Source organism: Elstera cyanobacteriorum (assembly GCF_002251735.1).
GTDB lineage: Bacteria > Pseudomonadota > Alphaproteobacteria > Elsterales > Elsteraceae > Elstera > Elstera cyanobacteriorum.
The window spans coordinates 103,092-117,765 of sequence record NZ_NOXS01000027.1 but is presented as its reverse complement, the minus strand read 5'-3'; the positions used below and the strand labels follow the sequence as shown (position 1 = coordinate 117,765).

Here is a 14,674-nt window from a genome sequence, read left to right as displayed (position 1 = left end):
CCTGCTCAAAGGGGCCGCGTCAATGTGCTAGGAAATGAGCGCTTACGGATGATCGGCTTTACGAGATGGATGCGCCGCGCGCTATCCTGACCGAACAGCGCAAAAGTTTCGGTGCTCAGGATTATGGCAGCGCCATCAAGGCCCTGCTGCCGGAGTTTGATCGCCAGTGGACAAGCTACCTTGCGCTCAACGCGCAGATCATCGCCCTTGCGGGGGAGGATAAAGCCCAAGCCGCCGCCGATCTTTTCTACACGCGGTCGAAGGTTGCCTTCGATGCCCTGAGCGAGACCCTCCGCCAGATGACCGCGGCCGCCCACGCGGGCGGGGAACAGGCGGCAGCCGATGGCGACCGCGAATATGAACGAGCCTATTGGGCAATTCTCGCCGCCTTGGCACTCGCAACCCTGCTCGTTGCGCTCTTTGGGGTAGGATTGGCGCGCGGGATTTCCCGCCCCGTCTTGCGCCTGACCGCCGCTATGCGCAGCCTTGCAGCGGGCGCGCTGGAGGAGACCGTGCCCGAAACCGACCGCCGCGACGAAATCGGCGCGATGGCCGCCGCCGTACTGATCTTCCGAGAAGCCGGACAGCAGAAACGGGCCTTGGAGGCCGCGCAGGCCTTGGAAGAGGAGGCCCGCCGCGCCCGGCAGGCCGCCCTTGACGCGGCCATTCAGAACTTTGGCGCCGCCAGCAGCGAGTCGACCCGCCTTCTCGCCGGAATCGCGGGCACCGTCACCCAGTCCGCCGATACGCTGATCGGCGCGGCGGATGCGAATCTAACCGGCGCAACCGCCGTCGCCAGCGCGTCGGACCAAGCCGCAAGCAATGTCGAAACCGTTGCGGCCGCCGCCGAAGAACTGTCGGCGTCGGTCGATGAGATTGGACGGCAGGTTGAGGTGTCGTCCCGCATTTCCCAGCACGCGATGACCGAGGCCGACGCCACCGCCGTCACCGTTCGCGCCCTGGCCGATGCGGCGGGACGGATCGGCGATGTGGTCAAACTGATCCAGGACATTGCCGCCCAAACCAATCTTCTAGCGCTCAACGCGACCATCGAAGCCGCGCGGGCTGGGGAGGCGGGTAAGGGCTTTGCCGTCGTCGCGGGCGAAGTGAAAAATCTTGCCAGCCAAACCGCCCAGGCAACGGAGGATATTTCTCGGCAGATCGAAGCCGTTCAACAGGCGACCGGTGGCGCCGTTTCCGCCATTCAGTCGATCAACGATACAATCCGTCAAGTTGGGGCGATCAGTGCGACGGTGGCGAGCGCCGTGCGCCAACAAAGCGCCGCAACCCAGGAAATCGCCCGGAATGTTATCGAAGCGCAGCGCGGCACAACGGACGTATCGAGCACCATTCACACCATCCGGCACGAGGTTGCCCGGACCCGCGATTTGGCGGGCGATCTCCTCGGCGCTGCGACCAATCTTTCCGATCAGGGCGAGCGGCTAAAGCAAGATATAGAGCGGTTCTTTTCGGACGTGCGGCGCGCTTAGCGCACGGCAAACAGGATCGTTAACAGCGTGCCGACGCCGATGACGAACAGGCGCACGATCTTAGCGGGCAGACGGCGGGCGATGGAGCCGCCGGTCCAGCCGCCGATCAGCGCTGGAACGGTAATGGCGAGGCAATGGGGCCAGCTTACCAACCCACCGGAGATGAAAAGCGCCAGCGCCACGAGCTGAATGACCATGCCAAGCAGGTTTTTCAACGCGGTGAGAACATGGTGATCCTCGCCCTCGGTAATCGCCAAGCCCGCCAGCATGACAATCCCCATGCCCGCCCCGAAGAACCCGCCGTAAATAGCAACGCAGAATTGGAAGACCCGGCCCCAGATCCGGTTCGGGCGCAGCGACGGGTCGGCTTTCTCCCGGGCGCGGACCTGCTTCGTCCAGGCCTGAAGACGCGGGCCGGTGGCGAAGAGCAGCGTCGCAAAACCCAAGAACCAGGGCACCATCGCGCGGAACTGCTGATTATCGACCAGCAGCACCAGCGCGGCCCCCAGCAGCCCACCGAGTAGGCTAACGAGAATGAGGCCGATGAAACGCGGACCGTGGGCCCGGATTTCGCGGTGATAGGCCAGGGCGCCGGTGATATTGCCCGGCGTAATCGCTACCGAACTGGTGGCATTCGCGGTAATCGGCGGCACACCCGTGGCAATCAGGGCCGAAAAGGTAAAGAACGTCCCGCCCCCGGCAATGGCATTAACCGCCCCCGCGATAAAGCCGGACGCGGCAAGCAAAGCTATTTGCACCAGGGTCAGCCCGTCCATCCAATCCTCCCGTCGTTAAACTGTTTGATTGACACGCAAATGCGTCGTCGCAGGGGATCCCACCTGCGCGGGATTTTCTCTCAGGCCGTAAACCCTAGACAGAGAGGAGGGGGTGGGGGAAGCGCGCCTCACGCATCGCTGGATAGCGTCGCCACGATGTGCCCGTCGGGACGCAGGCCGAGGGCGAGCAGCGGGCCACCGCGTCCGCAGCCGCCATCGAGCGTCAGGGTCGCCCCGGCCTCCACCAGCCCGGGCGCTGACCGGTCAAACCCGCGCACGATCCGCGCGAACCCTTCGAACGGCGTGCCGCGCGCCGCTAAACGGCTAAAACCTTTCGTGTCCCACCAAAAAGCGTCTTTCTGTTCGGCCAGCCGCTTGTCGGGATCAAGCCCGCTGTGAACGACCAAAACCGCCGCCGGATCGGTGAAGGCAGCACGCTTGACGCCGGTCAATAAGGCGGCGTGACCCGGGCGGGCATTCTGCGCCGCGCGCAGCGCCGCCGTCCAGCGCGCAAGTGACACCGCCCCCTCGCGGGATGCCGCATGGCCTTCGGCTGCCGAACCGCCATAGGCCGCCAGCGTTGCCCCGGCGCCCTGGGCGATCAGCCAATCCAGCACATCGCGCGGATTGGGGGCGAAATGGAGTTGAAGCAGCTTGCTCCACATTTCTTCCTGCGCGCCGCGCAGATAGATGAAATCGCTCACAATCGCCGCAGGCCGCGCCAAAAACCAACGGCGGAATGCCAACATTTCTTCGAAGGTTGCCAGCGTATCGCCACCGATGCCGATCAGATTACCCGTATAGATCAGCCGATCCCCCAGCCGGAGCTGCGGGGCAAGGGCCGCGTGCAAGCGCCCCAGACGCGCGGCATCGCCATGCACGGCGGCGACGACCCAAAGCGTTGCAGGCCCTTTTAAGCGGGCAAATCGTTCCGATTCGACCATAGCCCGTTGATCTAGGCCGCTTCGCCCGCAAGGGTCAAGCCCAAGACGGAAAACCCCCGCAGCCGATTGCAGGCTGCGGGGGCTTGTCACACGCGGATCACGGGACGATCAGTCCCCTGGTAAAAACGGCGGATTAAGCCGCTTGCAGCAGGGTTTCCAGCTTTTTGGTCGCCTGATCTTCGTCGATGCGTTCGACGGCGGCGAGTTCGCGCACCAGACGGTCCATCGCCGCCTGATAGATCTGGCGTTCGCTGTAGGATTGTTCGGCAATGCCCGTGGTGCGGTGCAGGTCGCGCAGCACTTCGGCAATAGCCGACGGATCGCCCGAATTGATCTTGGCTTCATATTCCTGGGCACGGCGGCTCCACATCGTGCGGCGCACGCGGGCACGGCCCTGCAACTTCGCCAACGCCGACTGCATTTCCTCTTCCGAGGACAGGCGACGCAGACCGGAGGTACGGGCTTTGGCGACGGGCAGGCGTAAGGTCATCCGGTCCTTTTCGAACGAGATCACGATAACCTTCAGCTCATGCCCGGCGATGGTTTGGGTTTCGGTGCTCAATACCTGCCCGACGCCATGCGTCGGATAGACCACGAACTCACCGTTCCGAAACTCGAACCCTTCCTGTGCCATGTCCTTTTCACCCCATCGAGCCTTAAGGCCCGCTTGCCGGGAACCGCCCCCCGCCAGACAGGGGGCCTTTCCCGTGAGAAAAACCGACAGGGACCGCCGACGCGAACGCCGTCGCCACCCCTGAAGTCGCTGGCTGAGATCAAACAAAAAGACGGGCCAGAAGGAAGATTCCTTCCGGTGCGTTTTCCCTCTCATGCTCGAAAACTAAGCGGATCATACCACTCCTTGTCATTTAAGTGTAGCGGTTTCCGGTTAAGAGGGAGGTTTCCCCCTGCGCGAATCTGGCGGATTCGCTCATTTTAGGGCAGGCTGCATAGCACGCATGCAGGCGGTGAAAGGCTGGTCACAGCCCGCCCGTTTTTAAATCAGAACCCGCTCTTTTCAAGGAAGTCGGCGACCAGGCCGATGGTCCGGCGGTGCAGGTCCGCGCGGTCGCCGCCCGGCCCATCACGGCAGATGATGGCATCGTCGGGATCATCCGCCGCGATCAGCGCGGCCCCGCCGGGTTTACATTCCGGCAAGAAGCTGAAATGGGCGGCCCCGGCCAGCGGCTCGACACGATGGTTGGCCGGAGGCAAATGGGCGGCCAGATACCCGGTTTCGGCAGCCGGCGGCATCTCGGGGTTCGGGGCGGTCGCTGGAATCAGCAGCAGCGGTGTTTCCACGCGCATCAGACTGCCCGGTGAGAAAGCGCGCGCCAGCCCGGGATCGAGCGCCACCGCCGCCCGCAGACGGGGTTCGCGCTGATCCGCGGCCAAGAGGGCGGGCGCCTCCGCCGTTTTTCCAAGGTGATAGAGCTTCGCGATCCGGCAGGGCGCCGGGGAGGCCGGCGTCCGGCAATCCGCCTCGAACCGCGCGAGATCAAAACGGGCGCCAAGGCTCCACAGGGCGGTAAACCCCCCGAGCGAATGGCCGATCAGGGCGATCCGATCCGGGGCGACCTGCCCGCCGGACGGCAGAATGCCGTTACCGGCTTGCAGCACGGCATCGATCACCCGGCGAATGTCGGCGGGCCGCTCCCAGAGGGCGGCCGATCCGGGCGGGCCATTGTCACGGGTGGTCGTGCCGGGATGATTAAGGCTAACGGCGATCATGCCGCGTTCCGCCAAGGCCGCCGCCAGCCAGGCCTGATTGGTCAAATTACCGCCCGAGCCGTGGGAAAAGATCACTAAAGGCGCAGGGCCGGGGACGATGGGGGCGCCGGGAATCGCCCGCACCCCCGTCAACGCCGGATTATCACCGATCATCACTGCACCCTCCCGGGCTGTCGTCGGGTAAAAGAACCGCAGGGTCAGGGGCCGGTCCGCCCGGTCGGTCAGTATGGCGTCGCGGGTGCCAATCTCCGCCCTTGCCAGGGGGGCGATCAACAGCGGCAAAAGCAGGGCAAGCAGTGTGCGTTTCATCGGGTTTCTCCTCTCGTGTGGGGGGTGCCGCCGATGTAGAACCGGGGGGCCGCTGCTGGGCAATGGGTGCCCGGGTCTCAATCGCGATTGAGACCCAAAGAGCGGGTTTCAGACCCTCGCGGGGACGATGAATGACCGGTTTTTACCTACCGCTGCCGTTTCTAACCGCCCTCTTGATGGCGCTGCTTGCCGTCCGCCTCACGCGGGCGGAGGCGGTGGAGCCCGTGGCGCGCGGCTATTTTCTTGCGCTCGGCGGCGTGTTTATCGCTCAGGCGCTGCTGGTCGGGCTGCGGTTCGGCTATGGGATTGATCAGTTTATCCCGGTGCAGCGGGTTTTGCCGTTTGCCATCGGCCCGCTGACGTTTCTGGGGTTCCGTCGCTTGATTGACCCCAGCCGCCCGCCGCTCGGCGATGGGCTGCGGCACGGTGGCCCCGCCTTAGCGCTGATGATCGTTTGTCCCCTGCTACCGCCCCTCAGGCCGCTGTTGGATTTTTTCATTCTGATCAGTATGGCGGGCTATGGCATCGGCTTGGCGCGGCTCTACCGCCGGGGGCCGGACGGCTGGCCGGGAATTGGCTTGGCTGCCGCCGCACCCGTGCGGTTGCTCATGCGGGTGATGCTGCTGTTCTTGGCCGGGGAAAGCCTGATCGACGGCAGCATTGCGGTCGATTTTTTCTATTGGGAGGGACGGCACGCCCCCGGTTTGATCGCTGTCGGCAATCTCGGCGTCATCGCGGCACTGGGCTGGGGGTTGTTGCATCAACCCCGGCCGATGCGCCCGCCCGAACCGTCGCCCCTTCCCAAAGCGACACCCGATGAAGCCGATCACGCTGCCCTCTTGGCCGCCCTCGACGCGCTCCTCGCCGACCCTGCCCTTTATGGCGACCCGGACCTCAGCCTCGCCCGGCTTGCCAAACGCCTGCATGTTCCTGCTCGCCGCGTGTCGGAAGCGATCAACCAGTGCCACGGCATGAATGTCTCGCAGTATGTGAACCGCGCCCGGCTGCTGGCGGCCGAACCCCGGCTACGGCATGGCAGCGAACCGATTGGCGTTGTGATGGAAAGCTGCGGCTTTCGCAGCAAGTCGAATTTCAATCGTGAGTGCCACCGTGTTCTCGGCGGATCGCCCAGTGCTGTGCGGGCTGGGACCGTCTGACGCAAACCTGTGGATAAGTCGGGGATGAATTGGGGATAAAACCTGGATTTATCCCCACGGGCGTTTTCATCCCCATCGTCTCGCGTGCTCTCCCGCGATCATCCCCTGTGGGAAAAAAGACCCGGGCGGGTTTTGCATCTGGGGATAAGGGCCAAAAGCGGACCTTTTTCCAGGCTTATCCCAAGGCAATTAACGAATCGATTTTCATTGTAAGACAATCGCTTAGACTCAGGTTTGCCGCGTGCATCCACATAGTCATCCACAGGGCCGACAGGCGACTTTTAGATCTGGGGATAAATTTGGGTAAAACCTTAATCCCCAGGTTTCCACCCCCTCACATCCACCACCAATCTTTTCATAACCTAAGACTCCCTTTAGAGAGTGGGCATGAGCAAACATCTCCTCGCGGCCCTCAAGGGTCAGACCACCGCCCGCCCACCCTTCTGGTTCATGCGCCAAGCTGGGCGTTATCTGCCGGAATACCGTGCCCTGCGGCAGGAAGCGGGCGGGTTCCTGGCCATGTGCCTGAACCCGGACCGCGCGGCAGAGATCACCCTGCAGCCCATCCGGCGCTATGGGATGGATGGCGCCATCCTGTTTTCAGACATTCTGATCGTCCCAATGGCGCTGGGGCAGAGCCTAAAGTTCGCCGAAGGGGAAGGGCCGGTCTTAGGGCCGCTGCCAGAAAGCCTGGACTTCACCGGGGCCGCCGTTGTCTATGCGCCGGTCATCGAGACCGTGCGGCGGGTAAAGGCGGCGCTACCCAGTGAAACGACCTTCCTTGGCTTCGCCGGAAGCCCCTGGACCGTTGCGACCTATATGGTTGAAGGCGGGTCTAGTCGTGACTTTGGCAAAACGAAGAGCTTCTTCTACAGCCAACCGAAAGCTTTCGAAGCCTTGCTGAACGGGATCGTGACAGCGACGGTAGACTATCTCTCCGCCCAAATCGACGCGGGCGCCGATGCGGTGCAACTGTTCGATTCGTGGGCTGGGGCACTCGCGCCGCTGGATTACGAGCGCTGGGTGATCGAACCCAATCGGCAAATCGTCGCGGCCCTTCGGGCACGCCACCCCGAGACGCCGATTATCGCTTTTCCGCGCGGCAGCGGTGCGCTCTACAAGCGCTTTACCGAGATCGTTCAACCGACCTGCATCGCCATTGACACCCAAGTCCCCCCCGATTGGGCGGCGGAAGTGTTGCAGCCGCTGGCCTGCGTTCAGGGGAACCTCGATCCGCTGGCTCTCGTCGCGGGCGGCAAGAGCATGCTGGCGGCGGCGGAGCATATTTGCGGCCATCTTGGGCGCGGCCCGTTCATCTTCAACCTCGGCCACGGCATCGTTCCACAGACCCCGCCGGAGCATGTGGCGGCCCTCTGCGACTTCCTGCGCCGGATTTAGGCGCAGAGTCCCCTGGATTTTAAGCCGCCGCGCCCTATAGTCGCTGCCATGAGTAAGCGCGCGATCATCCTGTTCAATCTTGGCGGCCCCGATAAACCGGAAGCGGTTGAACCGTTCCTTTTCAACCTCTTCAACGATCCGGCGATCATCGGCGCGCCTGGACCGATCCGCTATCTGATCGCTCGACTGATTTCCCGGCGGCGCGCCCCGATTGCGCAGGAAATCTACGCGAACCTTGGGGGCGGCTCGCCGTTGCTGCCAAATACGCAGGCCCAGGCCCGCGCCCTGGAAATGGCTTTGACGCAACCGGGCGAGGAAACCCGCTGCTTTATCGCTATGCGCTATTGGCATCCGCGCGCCGACGATGTGGCGCGCGAGGTTGCCGCCTGGAAGCCCGACCGCGTGGTTTTGGTGCCGCTCTACCCGCAATATTCGAAAACAACGAGCGGGTCTTCGCTGAAAGAATGGCAGAAAGCCGCCGAGGCTGCGGGGCTGACCGCGCCCGTCTCCACCCTCTGTTGCTGGCCGGAAGAACCGGGGTTCATCAGCGCTGCGGCCGCTCTTGTTCGCGAGACTTATGCGGGCGCGCTCGCGCATGGCACACCGCGCGTTCTGTTCTCGGCGCATGGGCTCCCGAAAAAAGTAATTCGCAGCGGCGATCCCTATCAGTTTCAGGTCGAAAAAAGCGCCGCCGCTGTTGTCGAGGCGCTGGGAATTCCGCAACTCGATTGGCTGGTCAGCTATCAAAGCCGCGTCGGCCCACTCGAATGGATCGGCCCCGCGACCGACGACGAGATTCGCCGGGCGGGTCAAGACAAAGTTCCCCTCATTGTCTGCCCCATTGCTTTCGTCTCCGACCATTCGGAAACCCTGGTCGAGCTTGATATCGAGTATAAGCACCTGGCCGACGAAAGCGGTGTTCCCGCCTATTTCCGTGTGCCGGTGGTGGCAACCCATCCAGCGTTCATTGATGGTCTTGCCCGCGCGATTGCGCTAAAAGACCGGCAAGGCGGCCTGTCCTGTGCTGGGGGCGGGCGGCTGTGCCCCGCCGCTTTCGGCCAATGCCCGGCCCGCGCCTAGAGGAACCCTATGCTCGATCTTTTGGTTAAGGTCTATCCCTGGACCAAAGCGCTGCACATCATCAGCGTCATCGCCTGGATGGCGGGCATGTTCTATCTGCCCCGGCTTTATGTTTATCATTGCGGCGCGGCGGTGGGATCGGTGCAGTCCGAAACCTTCAAGGTGATGGAATACAAGCTGCTGCGCTTCATCATCAATCCGGCGATGATTGCGACCTTCATTTTCGGCGGTCTGCTGCTGGCAACGCCGGGCATCGTCGATTGGTCGCAGGGCTGGCTGCACGCGAAACTGACCTTCGTGCTGCTGATGGGGGCCTTCCACGGTGCCTTGTCGCGCTGGCGGCGGGCGTTTGCCGAAGATCGCAATACCCATAGCGCCAAATTCTATCGGCAGATGAATGAAGTGCCGACCGTTTTGATGATCCTGATCGTGATTATGGTGGTGGTTCGCCCGTTCTAATTTGACAGACGGGCGCGGCTTGAGGTATCGAAGACGGGACGCCGGGTCCTCTGTGCGTTTTCCTATGCTCCCGTCCCGTTTGGGTTTTTGCGATAGGCGTCAGGCTATGACCGCCGCATTCGCCCCGGGCCGACAATGGATACCTAATGCATCTTGAAGAATTAAAGCGTAAGACGCCGGCGGAACTGCTGGCCTTCGCCGAAGAATTACAAATCGAAAACGCGAGCACCCTGCGTAAGCAGGATATTATGTTCGCCATTCTGAAACAGCTTGCCGGAAACGATGTTGCCATTTTCGGCAGCGGCGTTCTGGAAGTCATGCCGGACGGGTTCGGTTTTCTGCGCTCGCCGGAAGCCAACTACCTACCTGGCCCGGACGATATTTACGTCTCCCCCAGCCAAGTGCGCCGCTTTGGTCTGCGCACGGGCGATACGGCGGAAGGCGAAATTCGTGCTCCGCAGCATGGCGAGCGGTATTTCTCGCTGCTGAAGGTCAATACGATTAACTTCGATGCGCCGGAAAAAGTTCGCCATCGCATCAATTTCGACAATCTGACGCCGCTCTACCCGGACGAGCGCCTGAAGCTCGAAATCGAAGATCCGACGCGCAAGGATCTGACCACCCGCGTCATCGATCTGGTGGCCCCGCTCGGTAAAGGCCAGCGTGCGCTGATCGTGGCGCCGCCGCGCACCGGTAAAACGGTGATGTTGCAGAACATCGCCCACGCCATCGCGAAGAACCACCCGGAAGTCTATCTGATCGTTCTGCTGATCGACGAACGCCCGGAAGAAGTGACCGATATGGCGCGCTCGGTGAAGGGCGAAGTCATTAGCTCCACCTTCGACGAACCGGCAACCCGCCACGTTCAAGTGACGGAAATGGTGCTGGAGAAGGCGAAGCGCCTGGTCGAGCATAAGCGTGACGTGGTGATCTTGCTCGACTCGATCACCCGCCTCGCCCGGGCTTACAATACGGTTGTGCCGTCCTCCGGTAAGGTGCTGACCGGCGGTGTCGATGCCAATGCGCTGCAACGTCCGAAGCGCTTCTTCGGCGCAGCGCGCAATATCGAGGAGGGCGGCTCGCTGACCATCATCGGGACCGCGCTGATCGATACCGGCAGCCGCATGGACGAAGTGATCTTCGAAGAGTTCAAGGGTACCGGTAACTCGGAAATCGTGCTGGAACGCAAGCTTTCCGACAAGCGGACCTTCCCGGCGATCGATGTTACGAAGTCGGGTACCCGTAAGGAAGAAATGCTGGTCGAAAAGGGCACGCTCAACAAAATGTGGGTGCTGCGCCGCGTACTGATGCAGATGGGCACGATGGACGGGATGGAATTCCTGACCGAAAAATTAAAGCAATCGAAGACCAATGGCGATTTCTTCGAAGCGATGAACACCTAGAGCAAATCCTGAGGGGGTGTGCCACCCCCAACGGTGAATTTGCTTAACCCAACACTAGGGAAATGGCCCCAATCTGGGGCCATTTCCTTGTTATCGTTATGCGGCGATGGGTTCTGCCGTCAGCAGGTCTTCATCGGTGGCGCCAAAGAATTCGTAAAGGATCCGGTCGGCAGGCACGCCCTGGAGGCGTAGCCCCTGGATCATATAGCGCATGAAATTGCGGGGCCCGCAGACGAGATAAAGCGCCTCCGGGTTCGGATTGGTCCGCACCACCCAGGCCGGATCGGGCCGCCCGACCTGGGTATAATTCACCCCAGGAACCGCATCGCCGCCGACTTCCTCGTAAAAGAAATCGGCGCTGGCGTGACCGAGCTTGCGGATCGCGGCGCGAACTTCGCTGCTAAAAGCATGATGGGCGTAATTGCGCACCGCATGGATAAAGCGCACGGGCCGGTTCGGTTGGCTCGTCACCAGCGTTTCCAGCATCGACAGCAGCGGCGTAATGCCGATGCCCCCGGCGATGAGCACCAGCGGCTGCGATCCTTCCGGCAGGGTGAAGACACCCGCCGGCGGCGCCACATCGAACAGTATGCCCGGCATCGCTTGACGGTGCAGGTAACCGCTGCCAAGGCCTGTGGGAATGCTCGTGTCGGGCGCGTCTTCGCGCTTGACGGAGATCCGGTAATAGGCCTGCTCCGTCGCGGCGGAGGAAATCGAATAATGACGCAGCAGCGGCCCATAGTCCGGCACGGTCAGACGCAGGGTTAGATATTGCCCGGCTTTGAAGGCGGGCAGTGGTTGCCCATCGACCGGGGCGAGGTAGAAACTATTGATCTGGCTGCTTTCGGGGATAATCCGTTGTAGCCGGAACGGGCGATAGCCGCGCCAACCGGCGGGGGTGGGCTCGCTAGCGTGATAGAGTTCTTCTGTGCCACCTGGGCTCTCTTGATGCAGAACGTCAAGGGCTTCGGTCCATGCGCTAGTAATCTCTCGCACTGCGTCTTTCCCAAACAATTCATGTATGGCCTGGATTAAGGCGATAGCGATTGCATCATAGTGTTGGGGCTGGGCATCTAGTAAAGCCTGCTGAATAGTTAAATGTTTTACCGTGGCTTTAAGGGTATCTAGCCTATCCATCGCATTGACGTAAGCAATCACAGTTTCGGCAAATATATGCTGCTGATCGCCGTTCACTTGCCGGGCCGGATCGAACAACATGCGAATGTTGGGGTCGCGGAGCAAAAGCTCATAGGTGCGCACGACGAGGTTTAGCCCGTGAGGGCGCAGAGCGGGGGCCGTGGCCTTAACAGTCGCGATAGATTGGCTGCTGAGCATGGGCATCTCGGTCGGCTAAAATAGGGATATTAGATACAGGTTATTTGCATCACGAAATATAAGCAATATTGAAAATGTCGCTTTATATCATCTCGACGATGCCTGTTTATGGCACTAGGCCGGTTGGATGGCGGGCAGTGCAACACCTTTCGGTGGGCTTGGCCGGTCGAACCTCTGACTCCCGCAGCGCTGTCGTTGGTTTGCCGGTTATCTGTTATGAACCGTGTGGAAGGCGTTCGGCTCACTTTGGCGGAAAAGTTCCCATAGTTTCCAAAACCGACAGCGGCGCCGTACAGCTAACCCATTGGGGCCGATAGCCTCAGTCCAGGCTCGGATAATCTCTGGCGTGGCGGTTTTTCCTAGAATGTCATGAAGAGCCTGGGTAAGTGCATTTGCTAGCGCTTCAGGACGATCTGGCGAAATCCGTAATCTGGCATGCTTAATTTCAATATTCGGACTTGCATAGATAAGCAGATTTTTTGCATGGTTAATAATGGTATTGGCAAGATCATAATGATCTATAGTAATTTTACGATGGTTCATGCCATATAATTCGCGAAGGCTGGTGTCAGGACTAATAATTTCGTGCATACGTATGAGGATGTAGGCGCCGTGGGCGTGCAAGATGGGCATTGTCGCCGTTATAATCGCGTTTGTCTGGCTACTGAGCATGAGTGTCTCGGTTGGCTGGAAAAGATGTAAATTTAGTACATATTATAAGTCGCTAAAAATATAAGCAATATTTAATTTATTGCTTTTCGTTTCTCCAGTAGTTTCACGAGGCCCTCGCAACCGGTTTGGTAGGTGCTCACCACCGGACCATCGGTCAAAATTCGATAGGTTAAAATGTATGTAAGCTACATAAGGTGATTCAGGAAAATCACTTAGATACGCGAAACACCCGCGAACAGGCCTAGGATTTTGCTCATCGGCGCACTGGGCACCAAGACATCAACTAAAGTGTAGCGGTCGAGCACACTAAGAAAGGCCTCCATCGCCTCCCGCAGAATACCCGTTAGCGCACAGCAGGGGGTTAGCGGGCAGGTATTCCCCTCCGCCTGGAAGCACTCCACCATATCAAAATTGTCTTCGAGCGCGCGGACGAGCTTGCCGAGGTTAATCTCCGCCGGGTCGCGCGCCAGGACAAAGCCTCCGTTGCGCCCGCGCTGGGTACGGATATGTCCCAGGCGCGCCAGTTCGCCGACGATCTTGGTGAGGTGGTGTTCGGAGATGTCATAGCATTTAGCGATCTCGGGCACCGTGGCCAGCCCCTCGCCCTTAAGGCCGAGGTAAATCAATGTCCGCAGGCCGTAGTCGGTATAGCGCGTCAATCGCATGGCAGCTTCGTCCGTTGCTGGCCTTGCCGCCGGAAAAGGCGGAGCCGTAATCTGTCTATGAGATATAGGTTTTCTTGGCCAATGAGACTAGAGCGAAAGACAGAAAATGCGGGCATCGCAGATTACCGAAACCAGCATAGAGGCGATGGTCTACGGGTTTTACGATAAGGTGCGGGCCGATGCGGCGCTAGGCCCGGTGTTCAATCGCGCCCTCGATGGCAAATGGGAGCAGCATTTACCGAAGATGGTCGCCTTCTGGTCGGGGGTCTTGCTCGGGACCGGCGCCTATCTGGGGAATCCGATGGGGGCACACCGGGCACTGCCGCCCTTCCCAGAAGCCCTGTTCGACCGCTGGTTAAGCCTCTTCGCCGATCAACTCGCGGAAACCTTCGAACTGGCCCCGTCGGCCGTGATCATGGAAAAGGCGCAGCGCATGGCCCGCGCCTTCCGGCTGGGGCTTTACTATGATCCGGCGAAAGTGATTGCGGCTAGATCGACAGTTTCTTGAAAATCTTCTCCGGCACCGACCGGATGATCAGCATGATCAAGGCCCAAAAGCCGGGGACATACAGCTCCTCTTTGCCCTTCAAGCTGGCGTACAGCAGGGTTGCGGCGGCGCGTTCGGGGCTTTCGGCATAAAAAATGCCCGGCAGGCCCCAGGTCATTGCCGTATCAAGAAAGCCGGGCTTGGCAAAGGTCAGCGTAACGCCCTGGCGGAACAGCCGGGCACGCAGGCCGGAACAAAAAGCTGCAAGACCAGCTTTCGCCGACCCATACACATAATTGCTAAACCGCCCCCGGTCGCCGGCGACCGACCCGAGGACGATAACCCGCCCCGCGCGCCCGGCTTCGAGGTGCAGCGCGAGGGCTAGCAAGAGGCGGGCGGCGCCGGTGAAGGTCGCCGTCAGGCAACGGGTGGCGAGGGCCGGGTCGGCTTCCATCGCCTTTTGATCGGGCATCAGACCGAAGGCGAGGAAGATGTCGAGGCCGCCGGGGCTGGTTTGCTGTTTCACGCGGTCGGCCAGCGCATCCAGACTGGCCATATCCTCGGCATCGAAAATCTCGACGATGGCAGCGCTCGCCCCGCGCAAGCGCAGATCGGCGGCGCTGCGGGCAAGATCGTCGCGGTCGCGGCCTGCCAGGATCAGCCGCGCCCCCTGGCCCGCAACCAATCGGGCGAACGCCCGTGCGATGGGGGAGGAGGCGCCGAGAATCAACCAGGTTCGGTCGGTCATCGAGGGCAGCGGCTTACTCATAG

General features: G+C 61.1%; 15 protein-coding genes. 7 read left to right on the top strand and 8 right to left on the bottom strand.

Annotated features, from left to right (window positions below; all coding sequences use genetic code 11):
- Positions 1-65 precede the first annotated feature (65 nt).
- Positions 66-1,490, top strand: a complete 1,425-nt coding sequence (locus tag CHR90_RS04570) for a methyl-accepting chemotaxis protein (protein WP_094407799.1) — start codon at positions 66-68, stop codon at positions 1,488-1,490.
- On the opposite strand, the gene CHR90_RS04565 is transcribed toward CHR90_RS04570, so the two are convergent.
- From CHR90_RS04565 to CHR90_RS04550, 4 genes are all read right to left on the bottom strand, one after another.
- A complete protein-coding gene (locus CHR90_RS04565; protein ID WP_229671598.1) occupies positions 1,487-2,266 on the bottom strand; it encodes a sulfite exporter TauE/SafE family protein in 780 nt (259 codons plus the stop codon). The two genes, CHR90_RS04570 and CHR90_RS04565, sit on opposite strands and share 4 nt — an antisense overlap.
- A 128-nt stretch (positions 2,267-2,394) precedes the next feature.
- Positions 2,395-3,210, bottom strand: coding sequence for a hypothetical protein (locus CHR90_RS04560; protein ID WP_094407798.1), 816 nt, complete (start codon positions 3,208-3,210; stop codon positions 2,395-2,397).
- Between the two features lie 133 nt (positions 3,211-3,343).
- Entirely contained in the window at positions 3,344-3,844 is a 501-nt protein-coding gene (locus CHR90_RS04555; protein ID WP_094407797.1) for a CarD family transcriptional regulator, read from the bottom strand.
- 365 nt (positions 3,845-4,209) lie between these two features.
- Positions 4,210-5,247, bottom strand: coding sequence for an alpha/beta hydrolase family protein (locus CHR90_RS04550; protein WP_094407796.1), 1,038 nt, complete (start codon positions 5,245-5,247; stop codon positions 4,210-4,212).
- A gap of 131 nt (positions 5,248-5,378) precedes the next feature.
- On the opposite strand from CHR90_RS04550, the gene CHR90_RS04545 reads away from it, so the two are divergent.
- From CHR90_RS04545 to rho, 5 genes are all read left to right on the top strand, one after another.
- Positions 5,379-6,404, top strand: coding sequence for a helix-turn-helix domain-containing protein (locus CHR90_RS04545; RefSeq protein ID WP_094407795.1), 1,026 nt, complete (start codon positions 5,379-5,381; stop codon positions 6,402-6,404).
- Positions 6,405-6,791: 387 nt separating this feature from the next.
- Complete coding sequence (gene hemE / locus CHR90_RS04540) at positions 6,792-7,802, top strand: uroporphyrinogen decarboxylase (protein WP_094407794.1); 1,011 nt, start codon at positions 6,792-6,794, stop codon at positions 7,800-7,802.
- A gap of 48 nt (positions 7,803-7,850) precedes the next feature.
- Positions 7,851-8,882: a ferrochelatase gene (gene hemH, locus CHR90_RS04535; RefSeq protein WP_094407793.1), complete on the top strand. Its 1,032-nt coding sequence runs from the start codon at positions 7,851-7,853 to the stop codon at positions 8,880-8,882.
- A gap of 9 nt (positions 8,883-8,891) precedes the next feature.
- Positions 8,892-9,341, top strand: coding sequence for a protoporphyrinogen oxidase HemJ (gene hemJ, locus CHR90_RS04530; RefSeq protein ID WP_094407792.1), 450 nt, complete (start codon positions 8,892-8,894; stop codon positions 9,339-9,341).
- Between the two features lie 146 nt (positions 9,342-9,487).
- Positions 9,488-10,744 carry a transcription termination factor Rho gene (gene rho / locus CHR90_RS04525; protein ID WP_094407791.1) on the top strand — a complete coding sequence of 419 codons (1,257 nt, stop codon included), beginning with the start codon at positions 9,488-9,490 and terminating at the stop codon, positions 10,742-10,744.
- A gap of 96 nt (positions 10,745-10,840) precedes the next feature.
- Here rho and CHR90_RS04520 read toward each other — a convergent pair whose 3' ends face one another.
- The 3 genes from CHR90_RS04520 to CHR90_RS04515 form a co-directional block, all read right to left on the bottom strand.
- Positions 10,841-12,079, bottom strand: a complete 1,239-nt coding sequence (locus CHR90_RS04520) for an NO-inducible flavohemoprotein (protein ID WP_170941288.1) — start codon at positions 12,077-12,079, stop codon at positions 10,841-10,843.
- 207 nt (positions 12,080-12,286) lie between these two features.
- Positions 12,287-12,751: a globin family protein gene (locus tag CHR90_RS19125; RefSeq protein ID WP_141210870.1), complete on the bottom strand. Its 465-nt coding sequence runs from the start codon at positions 12,749-12,751 to the stop codon at positions 12,287-12,289.
- A 212-nt stretch (positions 12,752-12,963) separates the two neighbouring features.
- Complete coding sequence (locus CHR90_RS04515) at positions 12,964-13,416, bottom strand: RrF2 family transcriptional regulator (protein WP_094407789.1); 453 nt, start codon at positions 13,414-13,416, stop codon at positions 12,964-12,966.
- A gap of 106 nt (positions 13,417-13,522) precedes the next feature.
- Between CHR90_RS04515 and CHR90_RS04510 the strand changes: the two genes are divergently transcribed.
- Positions 13,523-13,924 (top strand): group III truncated hemoglobin, encoded by a 402-nt coding sequence (locus tag CHR90_RS04510; protein ID WP_094407788.1) that lies wholly within the window; start codon positions 13,523-13,525, stop codon positions 13,922-13,924.
- On the opposite strand, the gene CHR90_RS04505 is transcribed toward CHR90_RS04510, so the two are convergent.
- A complete protein-coding gene (locus CHR90_RS04505; protein ID WP_212668611.1) occupies positions 13,905-14,672 on the bottom strand; it encodes an SDR family NAD(P)-dependent oxidoreductase in 768 nt (255 codons plus the stop codon). The genes CHR90_RS04510 and CHR90_RS04505 overlap by 20 nt on opposite strands.
- Between the last annotated feature and the right edge of the window lie 2 nt (positions 14,673-14,674).

Coding starts and splice junctions, on each gene's coding strand:
- CHR90_RS04570 (WP_094407799.1), top strand. CDS start 66: ATGGATGCGCCGCGCGCTATCCTGACCGAACAGCGCAAAAGTTTCGGT.
- CHR90_RS04565 (WP_229671598.1), bottom strand. CDS start 2,266: ATGGACGGGCTGACCCTGGTGCAAATAGCTTTGCTTGCCGCGTCCGGC.
- CHR90_RS04560 (WP_094407798.1), bottom strand. CDS start 3,210: ATGGTCGAATCGGAACGATTTGCCCGCTTAAAAGGGCCTGCAACGCTT.
- CHR90_RS04555 (WP_094407797.1), bottom strand. CDS start 3,844: ATGGCACAGGAAGGGTTCGAGTTTCGGAACGGTGAGTTCGTGGTCTAT.
- CHR90_RS04550 (WP_094407796.1), bottom strand. CDS start 5,247: ATGAAACGCACACTGCTTGCCCTGCTTTTGCCGCTGTTGATCGCCCCC.
- CHR90_RS04545 (WP_094407795.1), top strand. CDS start 5,379: ATGACCGGTTTTTACCTACCGCTGCCGTTTCTAACCGCCCTCTTGATG.
- hemE (WP_094407794.1), top strand. CDS start 6,792: ATGAGCAAACATCTCCTCGCGGCCCTCAAGGGTCAGACCACCGCCCGC.
- hemH (WP_094407793.1), top strand. CDS start 7,851: ATGAGTAAGCGCGCGATCATCCTGTTCAATCTTGGCGGCCCCGATAAA.
- hemJ (WP_094407792.1), top strand. CDS start 8,892: ATGCTCGATCTTTTGGTTAAGGTCTATCCCTGGACCAAAGCGCTGCAC.
- rho (WP_094407791.1), top strand. CDS start 9,488: ATGCATCTTGAAGAATTAAAGCGTAAGACGCCGGCGGAACTGCTGGCC.
- CHR90_RS04520 (WP_170941288.1), bottom strand. CDS start 12,079: ATGCTCAGCAGCCAATCTATCGCGACTGTTAAGGCCACGGCCCCCGCT.
- CHR90_RS19125 (WP_141210870.1), bottom strand. CDS start 12,751: ATGCTCAGTAGCCAGACAAACGCGATTATAACGGCGACAATGCCCATC.
- CHR90_RS04515 (WP_094407789.1), bottom strand. CDS start 13,416: ATGCGATTGACGCGCTATACCGACTACGGCCTGCGGACATTGATTTAC.
- CHR90_RS04510 (WP_094407788.1), top strand. CDS start 13,523: ATGCGGGCATCGCAGATTACCGAAACCAGCATAGAGGCGATGGTCTAC.
- CHR90_RS04505 (WP_212668611.1), bottom strand. CDS start 14,672: ATGAGTAAGCCGCTGCCCTCGATGACCGACCGAACCTGGTTGATTCTC.